Genomic DNA, 13,700 nt, shown 5'->3' with positions numbered 1-13,700 from the left:
TCGCAGGGCATTGACATCCGGGGCCGGTTCTAGAGGTGTGTGAACCTAGACGGGTGTGGCCTCGGCAGGGGCGTGGGCGCCGCGAAAGAGGGATGGACGATGACACGACATGGCGGACAATTGCTGGTGGACAGCCTGGTGGCGCTGGGCGCGACACGGGCTTTTGGCGTGCCGGGCGAAAGCTACCTTGCGGTGCTGGACGGGCTGCATGACACGGCGGGCAGGCTGGACTTCGTCAATTGCCGAAACGAGGGCGGCGCCGCCTTCATGGCCGCCGCCTGGGGCAAGCTGACGGGGCAGCCGGGGATCTGCATGGTCACACGCGGACCGGGGGCCACCAATGCATCGATCGGGGTGCACACCGCGATGCAGGACAGTTCGCCGATGATCATGTTCGTGGGCCAGATCGGCACCGACATGCGCGGGCGCGAGGCCTTCCAGGAGGTCGATTACCGCGCGGTCTATGGCACGATGGTCAAATGGGCGGTCGAAATCGACAATGTCGACCGCATTCCGGAAATCCTCGCCCGTGCCTGGAAAACCGCCACCACAGGGCGGCCCGGCCCCGTGGTCATCGCGCTGCCCGAGGACATGCTGAGCAGCCGGACAGAGACCGCGCCGCTGGCCGGTCCCGCCGAGTATCCCGAACCGATGCCCGCGCCGCAGACGGTGCAAAAGGCGCGGGCGATCCTGGCCGAGGCAAAGCGGCCGCTGATCCTCTATGGAGGCTGCAACTGGACGCGCTCGGGCTCGGAGGCACTGCAGCGTTTTGCGGAAAACTCGGACATTCCAGTGGTCTCGGTCTTCCGCTACCAGGACATGTTCGACAATTTCTCGCCCTGTTTCTGCGGTGAGGCCGGGGTGGGCATGACGCCGGGCGTGCGCAAGCTGATCACCGAGGCGGACGTGATCCTGGCGGTGAACAACAGGTTCGGCGAGAACTCCACCGATGCCTGGACCCTGCTGGAGGTGCCGGTGCCGCATCAGCGGCTGATCCATGTGCACGGGTCCGACCTGGAATTGGGCAAGGTCTATCAACCCGAACTGGGCATCCATTCCGGCCCCAACGCTTTTGTCGAGGCGCTGGCAGAGGTGCCGGTCAGCGGCGATTGGGCCGACTGGCGGAGCGATGCGCGTGCCACGTGGGAGGCCGGTTTCGAGCTGGGCGACCTGCCCAGCCCGGTGGACATGGGCAAGGTCAGCGCGCATCTGCGCGACCTGCTGCCCGGGGACGTGATCCTGACCAACGGTGCGGGCAATTTCGCGGTCTGGCCCAACAAGTTCTACAAGTTCGGCCCCGATGCGCGCCTCCTGGCGCCGCAATCGGGCGCGATGGGCTATGGCGTTCCGGCGGCCATCGCCGCCAAGTTGAACGATCCCGCGCGCACCGTCGTCTGTTTCGCGGGCGACGGCGATTTCCAGATGACCTGCCAGGAACTGGCCACCGCGTCGCAGTACAATGCGCAGCCGATCATCCTGATCCTGAACAACGGCATCTACGGCACCATCCGCGCCCACCAGGAACGTCACTATCCCACCCGCGTGTCGGGGACGGACATGGTGGTGAACCCGGATTTCAGCGCACTTGCGCGGGCCTATGGCTTTCACGGCGAACGGGTGGAGCGGACAGAGGATTTCGCCGCCGCCTTCGACCGGGCGCTGGCCTCTCAGACGGGCGCGGTTCTGGACCTGAACATCTCGCCAGAGGCGCTGACCCCGCGGGTCAGCCTGAGCCAGATGCGCGAGGCGGCGCTGAAGGCGGGCAAGGGCTGATCCCCTGCACAGAGCTGGTGCGCCGGTGGAGGGTTTGAAACCGGCGTCTCTTGCCCCATTCTTGGAACGAGCGGGGCCGCAACGGCGGCCCCGATGGTCCACGGCGGGGAGGGAACATGAGCCAGCCAGACGAGATCCGCAAGATCCAGACGCAGGGCGTCCATCACATCACCCTGACGGGCGCCGACCGGCAGACCTCGATCGATTTCTGGGAGGGGGTGCTGGGCATGCCCTTCATCTTTGATCAGCCGAATTTGGACAACCCGGACGAAGGGCATCTGTATTTCGATCCGGGCGACGGGCGGTTGATCACCATCTTCACCAATGAGACCCGTACCCCCGATCCGGCCCGCACGCCGACCGATCCGGGCTGCGTGCATCACCTGGCCTTCAACGTCAGCCAGGCGAGCTTTTGGCAGGCGGCCAAGCGGCTGGAAGCGCGGGGGATCAAGCATTCCGGTCCCAAGGATCGCGGGTTCATGGACTCGATCTATTTCACCGACCCGATGGGCCTGCTGATCGAACTGGCCAGCTACCGGTTCGAGCCGCCCGAAGGCTGCCGCCATGCGGACGTGATGATCGAGGCGCATCGCATCCGCGTCGCACGAGGCGACCATCACATCGACCGCGAGCACCTTGCGGATGCCATCGAACTACTGGTCGAACGGCGTCACCAATCCCTGTCCGGGGATCGCGGGGCGAAGAACCCTTACTGAGGCGCGCGCTGCCGGGCCAAGGGGAGGGCGTCAGCCCTTCTTGTCCTCCGGTAGCACGCTGTCGAGATTGACACCGATCCGGTCGCCGATCTTCTGCATGGCGGGCAGCGCCACGGCCATGTCGAGGATCGACTCGATGGTCTGACCCACGGGCGACGCGGGCCCTTTGCCGGACCGATCCAGCCCCGAGATGTGGTTGATGCTGATGCCGCTGATCTTCTCGGCGGGCTTCACCAGTTCGCCCAGGATCGCGGGCAGGCGGTCCAGCCGGATCCGCTCGGCCTCCAGCGCCATCGCCGCCTCGGACCGCCCGTTCTCGGCCTCGATCCGTGCCGCCTGCGCCTCGGCCTCGGCCAGTTGGTAGACCTTCATCGAAGCGGCTTCCTCGCGCCGGATCACGCCCTTGACCTTCGCGACCTCCTGGTCGGCCTCGGCGGTGATGCGGGCGCGGGTGGCATGGGCCTCGGCGTCCTGCTGCGCCGCAAGCAGGGCCAGTTGCTTGCGCCGCTCTGCCTCGGCCAGCTGGCGCAGGGTTTCTATGTCTTCCTCGGCGCGGACAAAGGCGCCGCGCGCGGCGGTGGCCTCGGCCCGGGCCCGGCTTTCCTCCTTGCTCTTGGCGGACACCTGGATGGTCTTGTCCTGCTCGGCCATCTCGATCGCCCGCAACTGGGCGATTTCAGCCTCTCGCACGGACAATTCGCGCTGGATCGAGGCGGACTGGATGTCCTGTTCCATGCGGATGCGGGCCTGCGCGGCCTCGCGCTCGGCCTCGGCCTTGCGGCGGGCGACCTCGGTCAGTTGTGCGGCCAGCAGGGTCTCGATCTCCTGGCCCTGGGCGATCTCGGCGCGGCGCTCCTCCAGTTCGATCTCCATCCGGCGACGGCTGGCCTCGACCTCGGCCCGGCGTACGGCGACGGCGGTTTCGCCCTCGATCTCGGCCCGCTCGCGCTTGGACGTGGCGATGACCTCGGCCAGCTTGCGCATCCCCACCGCGTTGAAGGCGTTGTTTTCATCCAGCGATGAAAACGGCGTCTGGTCCAGCGCCGTCAGGGACACGCTGTCCAGTTGCAGCCCGTAGCGCGCCAGCGTGTCGGTCAGCGCCTCGCGCACCTCGCGGACGAATTCGCTGCGGTTCTCGTGCAACTCGTCCATCGTCATCTGCGCTGCGACCGCGCGCAGGGCGTCCACCATCATGCCATCGATCAGCGATTTCAGCTGGTCGGGCTGAAAGGTCCGCTTGCCCAGCGTCTGAGAGGCGCGCACCACCGCCGCCTCTTCGGGCATGACAGAGGCGTAGAATTCGGCGCCCACGTCGATGCGCATCCGGTCCTTGGTGATCAACGCGGACTCGGCGCCGCGGGCGACATGCATCCGTATGGTCTGCATGTTGACGCGGCTGATCTCGTGGAAAAAGGGCAGGGCAAGCGTGCCGCCGTCGATCACCACCTTGCGCCCGCCGATGCCGGTGCGCACAAGCGCGACCTCGTTGGTGGCGCGTTCGTAGAACCAGGCCGCCAGCGCGATCAGCACCGCGGCAAGAACGGCGATCAGGATGATCCAGCCAAGCAATGTCATGTCAAATCCTCCCCAGGGCGCCGCTCAGAAGACCGGCGGATAGTGGCGCCCGCCGCGTTCCAGCGTGATCCAGCGCAATTCGGTAAAGGCATCCAGCGACCAGCGCCCGCCGTAGCGGCCCACGCCGCTGGCCTTGACGCCGCCGAAGGGCACCTGCGGCTCGTCGTTGATGTTCTGGTCGTTGATGTGGACCATGCCGGTTTCCAGCCTCTCGGCCATGCGCAGGGCGCGCGCCTCGTCGGCGGTCCAGATCGCGGCGGTCAGCCCGTATTCCGTGTCGTTGTTCAGCGCGACGGCCTCCTCCTCGGTGCGGAAGGGGCAGACCATGACCACGGGGCCAAAGGTCTCGTCGTGCCAGATGTCCATCTCGGTCGAGATGTTGGACAGCACCGTGGGTTCGACGAAGTTGTCCCAGGCCTTGCCGCCCAGATCGACCCGCGCGCCGCGCGCCACCGCGTCGTCGATCAGCGCCTTGACCCGCAGCGCCTGCCGGGTGTTGACCATCGGGCCGATGGTGTTGGCCTTGTCGTTGACGTGCCCGGTGCGCAGCTTGCCCGCGCGGGCAAGGAATTTCTGCATGAAGGTGTCGTAGACGCTTTCGTGGACCAGCAGTTTCTCGGTCGACATGCAGACCTGGCCCTGGTGCATGAAGCAGCCGAAGTTCGCGGCCTCGGCGGCGCGGTCCAGATCTGCGTCCTCGAGCACGATCATGGAGTCCTTTCCACCCAGTTCGACGCAGCACTTCTTGAGATGGGCGCCGCATTTGGCGGCGATGTGGCGGCCCACGGCGGTCGAGCCGGTGAATGAGACGCCCTTGACCAAGGGGTGTTCGATCAGCGTGTCGCCTACCTCGGCCACGCTGTCGCGCGAACAGGTCACGACGTTGAAGACGCCCGGCGGGATGCCCGCCTCTTCGAGGATCTCGGCGTGGTAGAACCCGCCGGAATAAGGCGTGTCCTCAGAGGGTTTGAGCACCACGCAATTCCCGGCGGCCAGCGCGGCGGCATAGCCGCGCGAGGTCAGGATGCCGGGCATGTTCCAGGGGCTGATGACGCCGACCACGCCCAGCGGCCATCGCGTCGCCATGCTGACCTTGCCATGTTCCGAGGGCAGCACCTCGCCTACGGATTGATAGCAAAGCGAGGCAGAGGTGCGAAAGATCTCGGCCACGAAGCCCGCCTCGAAGACGCCCTTGCCGTACCATCCACCGCCCTCGTACATCACCGCGTTGATGAAGTCGTCCTTGCGGCGTTCCCAGACCTCGGCGACCTTGAGAAGCGCCTTGGCGCGGTCCTTGAAGGACCTGTTCGACCACTCTGGAAAGGCGGTCTGCGCGGCCTCGATGGCGCGTTCCATGTCCTGTGCGGACCCGTCCGGAACGCGGGCGTACAGCGAATTGTCCGACGGGTTGAGGTCGTCGAAGGTGCGGGCCGCCGGGGCCCATTGGCCGCCGATGTACATGCCCCGGATGGTGGGGGAGACGTTGGGTGCGTCGAGCATTCATTCTCTCCTTGTCGGGCCGGGCCGATAGGTTTCGGCGCGGCGCGCGGCGGTTTCGATTTCGTCCAGCATGGCGCGCAGTCGGTCGGTCGAAGGGCCGAGATCGGGCATGGGGGGCCGTGGCGTGGCTGGTGCAGGTGCCGGCTGGGCGGGATTTGTCGCGGGCCGGGTCGGCAGATGGCCGTTGGTCCGGCGCGAGGCCATCGCGCTGGCCCGGGCGACCAGCGCGCCCACGTCCGGCGCCCCGGTTGGGGCCTGTTTCGGAGGCGCCTGCGGGATCGGCTGCGAGGCCGGGGGCGCGGGCTGTGCAGGGGCCGTGGCGGGTTCGGGCCGGGAAGGTCGCGGTGGAGCGCTGACGCGTCCGATCGCGGCGGCGGCGATCTCGCTGGGCGAGGGACCGGACCTGGACCTTGGCGCCGAGGGTTTGGACGGGCTGGTGGGGGCCGGGTGCGGTGCGGCCTGTCCGCCCCCACCGCCAAGGTAGGCCTTTTGCACCGCCGGGTCACGTGCCAGCGCCGGGGCGCTGTCCTCGTGCACGATGCTACCGTTTTCCAGCAGGTATCCCCGGTCGGCGATCCGCAGGCTCTGCCGCGCGTTCTGTTCGACCAGCAGCACACCCACGCCCGTTTCGCGCACCGCCTTGAGGCTGTTGAACAACTCCTTGCATAAGAGCGGTGACAGCCCCAGCGAGGGTTCGTCCAGCGCCAGCACTTGTGGGCTGGACATCATTGCCCGCCCGATGGCGACCATCTGCTGTTCGCCCCCCGACATCGTGCGCACCACCTGCCGGCGGCGTTCCCCCAGCTTGGGGAACAGGCCAAGCACCCGGTCGAGGTTGGCCGCCTCGTCGTCGCGGGCGCGTCTGGCATAGGCGCCCAAAAGCAGGTTTTCCTGCACCGTCAGGTCGCCAAAGACGCCGCGCCCCTCGGGGACCAGCGCAAGGCCCGCCTCGACGATGCGGTCGGGGCGCTGACCGATCAGCTCTTCGCCGTCCAGCGTCACCGATCCCGTCGCTCGGCCCTCGCAGATGCCCGAGAGCGCCTTGAGAAGGGTGGACTTGCCCGCGCCATTGGCGCCCAGGATCACCACGATCTCGCCCTTGCCCACGCGCAGGCTGGCGTCCTCCAGCGCGCGGTGCTGGCCATAGCTGGCCGACAGGTTGCGGACCTCAAGCATCCTCGTCATCCCCCAGGTAGGCGCGAATGACCTCTGGATCGGACAGGACCTCCTCCGGCGTGCCCTCGGCGATCCGGGCGCCCGAGGACATGACCACGCATCGGTCGCAGAGCGAGCGGATGGCGTCCATCACATGTTCGACGAGGATGATCGTGCGCCCCTCGTCGCGCAACCGGCGGATCAGGGCGATCCCTTCTTCCAGCTCGGTTGGGTTCAGCCCTGCCAGCCATTCGTCCAGCAGCAGCACCTTGGGGTCCGAGGCCAGCACGCGGGCCAGTTCCACGCGCTTGGTGTCGATATAGGTCAGCTCGCCCACATGGGCCTGCGCGCGCCGCTGCAACCCCACGGTTTCCAGCATCCGCATTGCGTGCGCCTCTGCCTCGTGCCCCCAGCGGCGGCGATGGCCGAAGACGGCGCCTGCGCGCACGTTGTCGAGGACGGTCATCGAGGGCAGCAGGCGCACCAGCTGAAAGGTCCGCGCCACGCCGCGCCGGGCGATGGCCTGGGCCGACAGCGCCGTGATCGGCGTGCCGCGCAGCGTGATCGTCCCCGAGGTGACGGGCAGGGCGCCCGAGATCAGGTTCAGCGTCGTCGATTTGCCCGAACCGTTGGGGCCGATCAGCCCCATGACCTCGTGTTCGGTCACGTCGAAATCGAGATCGTTGACCGCGACAAGGCCGCCGAACCGCTTGGTTGCGCCGCGCAGGGAGAGGACGGTGGGCGCGCTCATGCATAGGCCTCCCTTTGCAGGACGCGCCGCCGCAGTCCTTCCAGCAGGCCGACGAACCCGCGCGGCAGCAGGTAGACGATCACGAGGAAACTGAAGCCCAGCAAAAGCGTCGTCTGGTTGGGGAAACTGGCCGAGATCGCCTCCCACAGCAGGGTGAAGGGGATCACGCCCACGATCGGCCCCCAGAGCCGCCCGACCCCGCCCAGCAGCGCCATGATGACCACGAGAAAGGACAGCATCGGCGTGAAGGCGGTCGAGGGTTCGATGTAGATGTAGCGCGGGGCCAGCATCCCCCCGACAACCGATGCCGTCGCGCCCGAGATCATGAACAGCAGTACCTTGGCGCGGGCGGTGTTGATGCCGGAGTGCCGGGCAACTTCCTCGTCGTCGCCGATGATGCGCAGGGCAAAGCCCAGCCGCGACCGGCCGATGGCCCAGCCCGCAAGGTAGACCAGCGCGCCCAGGCCCAGAAGCTGCCAGTAGATATGCGCCTCGGTGATGTCGGTCAGCACATAAAGCCCCTTCTGGCCGGAGACATTCTGTGCCCATGTCACGATCTGGCGGACCAGTTCCGACAGGCCCAGCGTGAAGATCACGAAATAGACCCCCGACAGGCGCAACGTCGCGATCCCGACCAGCCCGGCCACAAGAGCCCCGAGAACCGCCGCGATGGGCAGCGTCATCCAGTAGGCCAGCCCGTTCTCGATCCCCAGCGCCGTGCAATAGGTGCCCAGGCCGAAAAAGGCCGCCGTGGCGAGCGAGATGTAATGCGTCGGCCCGGAAAACAGCGCCCAGCTGGTGGCCAGCACCGTATACATGGCGATGGTCACGCCGATGGTCAGGTAATAGTCGTCCCCCAGGAGCGGCAGGCAGGCGGCGAGCGCCAGCAGAACGGCAGAGAGGGACAGGGTTTGCCAGTCACGCGCTCTCATGCGGTCTTTCTCCCGAACAGGCCCTGCGGGCGGAACAGCAGGATCAGCACGAACAGCAGGTAGGCGGCGGCCAGCGTCAGGCCGGGGTCGATCACCGTGGCCACGAAGGTTTCCAGCAGGCCCAGCATCAGCGCCGCGACGATGGTGCCGCGCACGTCGCCGACGCCGCCCATGATGACGATGACCAGCGCCTTGAGCGTGAAGAGAACGCCGGTCGAGGCATCCAGCGTCAGGAAGGTCGAGATGAGCGCGCCGCCCACCGCCGTCACCGCGCCGCCAAGCGCAAAGGCCAGCGCCGAGAGGCGCGGCACGTCGATCCCCACCAGCCGCGCGCTGTCGGGCGCGACGGCAATGGCCCGGATCGACATGCCCGCGCGCGACCGGTTGAGCCAGAGCCACAGCCCGCCGCAGATCAGCACGGCGGCGATGGCCGCGCTGAGCCGGTTCAGCGCAAAGGTATCGCCAAGGATCTGCACCGGGCGGGCGAGGTAGGAATAGCTGAAATAGTCGCCGCCAAAGACTGCCAGCATGAGCCCGACCGCGACAAAGGACAGCCCGAAGGTGGTCAGGATCGCGTCCACCTCCAGCTGGCCGCGCGATTTGGCGCGCCGCACCAGCGGGCGCAGCATGACCACGTAGATCAGCCAGTTGAGCGCAAAGGCCAGCGGCGCCACGATGAAGATCGTCAGCAGCGGGCTGACCTGCCCCGCGGTGTAGAACCAGAAGGCCGCAAAGCCGCCCGCGACCAGGAACTCGCCGTTGGCGAGGTTCATGATCCGCGCGATGCCGTATTGCAGGTTCAGTCCCATGGCGATCAGCGCATAGGTGCCGCCCAGAAGAAGCCCGGTAATCAGGATGTCCATGTCGTGTCCGTGCCGCTCCGGCCCCGGGGTGTGCCCGGGGCCGGGACTGGCTTACTCCCAGCCTGTCTTGGGCATGGCCGCCACGGCGCCGTCACGGCCCGTCGAGGCGACGCCCTTGAACACGCCGCCCTGCCACTGGCCCACGGTCCAGTATTTCGCATTGGCGTTGTTCTCGTCCCACTCGATGGGGCCGATGATCGTGTCAAAGCTGTTGGACGCGATGTATTCGGCCACCTTCTCGCGGTCCGTGGTGCCGGCGCCCTCGATCGCCATCTGCAGGATCTGGAACGAGGCATAGGTGGGGGCCGAGGCCCAGAAGTCCGGCGCCTGGCCGGTCACTTCCATGTGGCGCGCGGCATATTCCTTGAAGGCGTCGCCATCCGCATGGATGCCGCCCGCGCCCAGCACGCCCTCTGCCGATGCGCCAAAGCGCCCCGCGTAGGCCGGAAAGGCGGTGGCGACGGCGGTGTAGAAGGCCTTGGGCGCAAGGCCCGCGATCTTGGCCTGTTCGGTCAGGCCGAAGGTGTCGGGCGGATAGGAAAAGGCGACAAAGGCATCCGGTTCGGCCGCCTTGGCGCCCTTGATGACCGGCGACAGGTCCTGCGTGCCCAGCGGGTAGGAATTGTCATAGACGATCTCGAACCCGGCTTCGGCCATCCTGGGCCGCGCCGCCTCGGCCAGTTCGATCCCAAAGGCGTCGGCGACGTTGACCATGGCCACGGTGCTGCCGATCTCGCCCGCCTCGCGCATGTCGCTCAGCACCTCGACCACGCCGCTCGCGAGGCCCGTGGCGCCGCCCAGCAGGAAGTACATGTCGGGAAACTTGTTCGACAGATCCTCGATCTGGTCCGAGATCGCGGTATGCGTGATCATCGGGTAGCCGTAGCGCTGAAAGATCGGCGCCGAAGCGATGTTGAGACCTGTGGAATAGGGGGCAAGGACGAAATCCGCCTTGTCCTGGGTGGCCAGGCGCTGCACCGCCTTGATGGTCTCGCCCGGGTTGGTCTGGTCGTCGTACTCGATGATTTCGACCATGTACTTGGTGCCGCCCACGTCGATCCCGCCGGCGGCGTTCACGTCATGCGCCCAAAGCTGGACGTTCGGCCAGAAGCTGACCTCTGCGCCGCCGGCCAGCGGCCCGGTCTTGGGACCGACCGCGCCGATTTTCAGCGTGTCCTGCGCCAGCGCGGTGCCGGCCAACCCGGTGGCCAGCGTCAGCGCCGCCACGGTTCCCAGTATCGTTCTGCGATTCATCTTGGTCTCCTCCCGGTTATGTTTTTCCGCCGCCGTTCACGGCGATCCATTGGCATTCCGTGAATTCGCGCAGCGCCTCGGTGCCGCCGAACCGGCCATAGCCCGAGGCCTTGACCCCGCCAAAGGGCATGGTCGGATCGTCGTGTACGGTCGACCCGTTGACCTGGCCGATGCCGACCTCGATCCGCGCCAGCATGTCCAGTGCGGCGCCGGTGTCGGCGGTAAAGACCGAGGCGACGAGGCCGAAGTCCGTGTCGTTGGCCAGCGCCAGCGCCTCGTCCCGGTCGCCGACGCGGACCACGCCCGCCACTGGGCCAAAGGCCTCTTCGGAATAGAGGCGCATCCCCGGCGCCACGTGATCCAGGATCGTCGGCTGGATGCTGCCCGCCGAAAGTTCGCCGCCCGTGACCAGAGTGGCGCCCTTTGCCTGGGCATCCTCGACCAGCGCACCGATGCGCACTGCGGCGGCGGGATTGATGAGCGTGCCCAGTGGCGTTTTGCCGGGGTGAAAGCGCAGGGTCTCGGCCTCGGTCCGGAAGCGTTCGACAAAGGCATCGGCCACGCTGTCCTCGACCAGGATCCGTTCGGTCGACATGCAGATCTGGCCCTGGTTGAAGAAACTGCCATGCGCTGCGGCGCGTGCGGCGGCCTTCAGGTCGGCATCGGCCAACACGATCATCGTCCCCTTGCCCGACAGTTCCAGCAGGCAGGGTTTGAGATGGCGCGCGGCGGCCACGGCGATCTCGCGTCCGACACGGGTGGAGCCGGTAAAGTTGATGCGCCGCACGGCGGGATGGGCGATCAGCGTCTCGACGACCTCCTCGGCATGGTCGGGCGCATTGGTGATGTAATTCAGGACACCGTCGGGCAGCCCGGCCAGGTTGATGACCTCGGCCACCCATTCATGCGTTTTTGGGCACAGTTCCGACCCCTTGAGAACCACGGTATTGCCACAGGCCAGCGGCGCGGCCAGCGCGCGGACGGCCAGCGCCACCGCCGCGTTCCAGGGCGCGATCCCCAGCACGACACCGGCAGGACGGCGGCGCAGGATGTTGTCGCCCTCGCGTTGCGGGCCGCTGTCCAGCGCCTTGGCCAGGTCGCGCGTCTGGCGCAGCATCGAGGCCGCGATCCCGGCGTTGAACCGCACCCAGTCGGGCGATGAACCGACCTCGTTGCAGGCAATTGCCACGACCTCGTCGGCGCGGGCCTCCAGCAGGTCGGCGGCACGGGTCAGGATTGCGACGCGGTCTGCGGCGGGGGTGGCGGCCCATCCGGCAAAGGCGCCGGCGGCGGCGGCCGCCGCCTCGCGGGCCTCTGCCGCGCGTCCGGCCGCGGCGCGGGTGATCACCGCGTCCGAGACGGGGCCGCGCCGTTCAAAGGCCGCTCCGGCGCCCGGTGCCACGGATCGCCCGTTGATTATGAACTGCGCTTCGTACAGCTGCACCTCCCCTTGCAAGCCGGACGTTTCGGGCCAGTAACTGCCCGCTTGCTCAGGAAATCGCCTTTCGATGCTTGGAGTAAATGACGGTTTGCGGCAAACTGCTATCGTTTCGTGGGAAAAGATATGCGTTCTGACCCTCATTCCACCGCCGGATCGGTGCGCGCTGGGACGTTCAGCGGATCGTTGCAGCCGCGCGTGGTGGGCCTGGCCGAGAGCCTGACAGGGCCGTCCTGGCTGGCCTTCCTGCTGGAGGCGGGCAGCGCGCGCCTGTCCGGCGAAGAGCCGGCCATCTCCGCCCCGGCGCTGGTCTGGCGGCCCTGGACGCGCGAGGCGCGGGCGGTCTTTCAGGCGGGCGCGGCCGGCACCTACGTTTTGTTGGGGCCGACGGCGCTGGCCAATGCGGTCGGACACATGCCGGAAACCCGGGAGTTGCGCGAGATGGCGGATCGTCCGGTCACGGCCCCGCTGCCGCGCGAGGGCGCTTCGTTCGAGGCCATGCGCGCCGCCTTTCGCGGTCTCAGCCGGGATCTTGGGTCGGGGGCGGCGGCGGCCCATGCGGTTGTCGGCGCCTACCTTCGGGTGATCCTGATCGAGGTCTACCGGGCGGGCCGATCCCAGCAGCCGGGCCGGGGCGGTGGCTCGCCCGGGCACCGGGTCTTTGCCGACTACGGCGCCTTGGTCGAGGCGCATTTCCGCGACCGCTGGACGGTCGAGGACTATGCCGCCGCCCTGGGCGTATCGCGGGACAGGCTGGGCGACATCTGCCGCCGGGTGCGGGGCATCGGCCCGAAGGCGCTGATCGACCGGCGCGTGGCGCTGGAGGCGCGGTTGCAGCTGGAAAACTCGTCGAATTCGATCCAGCAGGTTGCGGGCCTGTTGGGCTTTGCCTCGGCGGCGCAGTTCAACCGCTTTTTCTGCCGGATGGTGGGGCGCCCGCCGGGCGCCTACCGCGCGGCCTATCGGGCCGGGGCGCAGGCTGGCGTCTCGCAGGGCGGGCGGCCTTTCGAATGGCCATGACGGGCACCCATCAGGACGAAGGCAGGAGCCGGTCCGCCATCGCCTCTGTCAGGGCCGCAAGCCCGCGTTCCAGCGCGGCGCGGTCCTCTGTGGACATGGCGCGCAGGATCTCGTCCGAGCGTGCCTCGACCTGGGGCAGCACCTCGTCGAACAGGGCGCGGCCCTTGTCGGTGCAGGCATAAAGACGCAGCCGCCGGTCGTCCGGCGCGATGGCGCGGGTGATCAGCCCCTTGTCTTCCAGCCGTTGCGAGGCGCGGCTGACCTGGACCTTGTCCAGCGTCGACCGGCGGCCAAGCTCCAGCGATGTCACCTCGTCCTCGCCGACGAGCAGGTACAAGAGCCGCCATTCCTCGCGGCTGAGACCGAACCGGCGCCCGTAGACCTCGACCAGGTTGCGAGAGAACCCTTCGGCGGCGACCGCGAGGCGATAGGGGAAAAAGCCCTCCAACTCGGTTCCCGGGACGGGCGCGGCGTTGGCCGCCGCGCTCTGCCGGTCTGCCGCCGCGCCTGTCACGCCGCGGCCCCCTCCGGGGCCTTTGCTGCGGCTTGCAGGGCAGCTGTCAGGGTCTCGGTATTCCCGACCTGGTTGGCCAGGATCAGGATCAGGCGCGCGTTCAGCGCCGCACTTTCGTCATCCGACAACCCGTCATGCGCGGCGATCAGCGCGGCATAGAAATCGTCGGGACGGTCGAGGTTGGGGGTCAGGATCAGGTCGGCCATGTC

General features: G+C 67.7%; 13 protein-coding genes. 3 read left to right on the top strand and 10 right to left on the bottom strand.

Annotated elements, in window-relative coordinates; all coding sequences use genetic code 11:
- Positions 1-99 precede the first annotated feature (99 nt).
- Both G9Q80_RS04685 and G9Q80_RS04680 read left to right on the top strand, forming a co-directional pair.
- On the top strand, positions 100-1,773 hold the full coding sequence (locus G9Q80_RS04685) for a thiamine pyrophosphate-binding protein (RefSeq protein ID WP_088716626.1): 1,674 nt from the start codon (positions 100-102) through the stop codon (positions 1,771-1,773).
- A gap of 134 nt (positions 1,774-1,907) precedes the next feature.
- Complete coding sequence (locus G9Q80_RS04680; RefSeq protein ID WP_074622869.1) at positions 1,908-2,489, top strand: VOC family protein; 582 nt, start codon at positions 1,908-1,910, stop codon at positions 2,487-2,489.
- Positions 2,490-2,519: 30 nt separating this feature from the next.
- Here G9Q80_RS04680 and G9Q80_RS04675 read toward each other — a convergent pair whose 3' ends face one another.
- From G9Q80_RS04675 to G9Q80_RS04640, 8 genes are read right to left on the bottom strand one after another with little or no spacing between them, the layout of a single operon-like run.
- Complete coding sequence (locus G9Q80_RS04675) at positions 2,520-4,064, bottom strand: flotillin family protein (RefSeq protein WP_088716625.1); 1,545 nt, start codon at positions 4,062-4,064, stop codon at positions 2,520-2,522.
- A gap of 24 nt (positions 4,065-4,088) precedes the next feature.
- Positions 4,089-5,564 (bottom strand): aldehyde dehydrogenase family protein, encoded by a 1,476-nt coding sequence (locus G9Q80_RS04670; RefSeq protein ID WP_088716624.1) that lies wholly within the window; start codon positions 5,562-5,564, stop codon positions 4,089-4,091.
- Positions 5,565-6,749 carry an ABC transporter ATP-binding protein gene (locus tag G9Q80_RS28710; protein WP_246870482.1) on the bottom strand — a complete coding sequence of 395 codons (1,185 nt, stop codon included), beginning with the start codon at positions 6,747-6,749 and terminating at the stop codon, positions 5,565-5,567.
- On the bottom strand, positions 6,733-7,470 hold the full coding sequence (locus G9Q80_RS04660) for an ABC transporter ATP-binding protein (protein ID WP_088716622.1): 738 nt from the start codon (positions 7,468-7,470) through the stop codon (positions 6,733-6,735). Before G9Q80_RS04660 ends, G9Q80_RS28710 begins: the two co-directional genes overlap by 17 nt.
- On the bottom strand, positions 7,467-8,402 hold the full coding sequence (locus tag G9Q80_RS04655) for a branched-chain amino acid ABC transporter permease (RefSeq protein ID WP_088716621.1): 936 nt from the start codon (positions 8,400-8,402) through the stop codon (positions 7,467-7,469). The genes G9Q80_RS04660 and G9Q80_RS04655 overlap by 4 nt, the downstream gene beginning before the upstream one ends.
- Positions 8,399-9,265 carry a branched-chain amino acid ABC transporter permease gene (locus G9Q80_RS04650; RefSeq protein ID WP_088716620.1) on the bottom strand — a complete coding sequence of 289 codons (867 nt, stop codon included), beginning with the start codon at positions 9,263-9,265 and terminating at the stop codon, positions 8,399-8,401. The genes G9Q80_RS04655 and G9Q80_RS04650 overlap by 4 nt, the downstream gene beginning before the upstream one ends.
- A 51-nt stretch (positions 9,266-9,316) precedes the next feature.
- Entirely contained in the window at positions 9,317-10,519 is a 1,203-nt protein-coding gene (locus G9Q80_RS04645; protein ID WP_088716619.1) for an amino acid ABC transporter substrate-binding protein, read from the bottom strand.
- Positions 10,520-10,535: 16 nt separating this feature from the next.
- Positions 10,536-11,921: an aldehyde dehydrogenase family protein gene (locus G9Q80_RS04640; protein WP_349237765.1), complete on the bottom strand. Its 1,386-nt coding sequence runs from the start codon at positions 11,919-11,921 to the stop codon at positions 10,536-10,538.
- Positions 11,922-12,083: 162 nt separating this feature from the next.
- On the opposite strand from G9Q80_RS04640, the gene G9Q80_RS04635 reads away from it, so the two are divergent.
- Positions 12,084-12,977 carry a helix-turn-helix transcriptional regulator gene (locus G9Q80_RS04635; protein WP_088716618.1) on the top strand — a complete coding sequence of 298 codons (894 nt, stop codon included), beginning with the start codon at positions 12,084-12,086 and terminating at the stop codon, positions 12,975-12,977.
- A 10-nt stretch (positions 12,978-12,987) separates the two neighbouring features.
- Here the strand turns inward: G9Q80_RS04635 and G9Q80_RS04630 are convergent, their stop codons facing one another.
- Positions 12,988-13,491 (bottom strand): MarR family winged helix-turn-helix transcriptional regulator, encoded by a 504-nt coding sequence (locus G9Q80_RS04630; protein WP_232788309.1) that lies wholly within the window; start codon positions 13,489-13,491, stop codon positions 12,988-12,990.
- Positions 13,488-13,697: a DUF2783 domain-containing protein gene (locus G9Q80_RS04625; RefSeq protein ID WP_069210759.1), complete on the bottom strand. Its 210-nt coding sequence runs from the start codon at positions 13,695-13,697 to the stop codon at positions 13,488-13,490. The genes G9Q80_RS04630 and G9Q80_RS04625 overlap by 4 nt, the downstream gene beginning before the upstream one ends.
- Positions 13,698-13,700 lie beyond the last annotated feature (3 nt).

Origin of the sequence: Mameliella sp. LZ-28 (genome assembly GCF_012274245.1) — a bacterium.
Lineage (GTDB): Bacteria > Pseudomonadota > Alphaproteobacteria > Rhodobacterales > Rhodobacteraceae > Antarctobacter > Antarctobacter albus.
The sequence above is the reverse complement of the archived record's forward strand: the minus strand, read 5'-3'. Positions and strand labels throughout refer to the sequence as shown.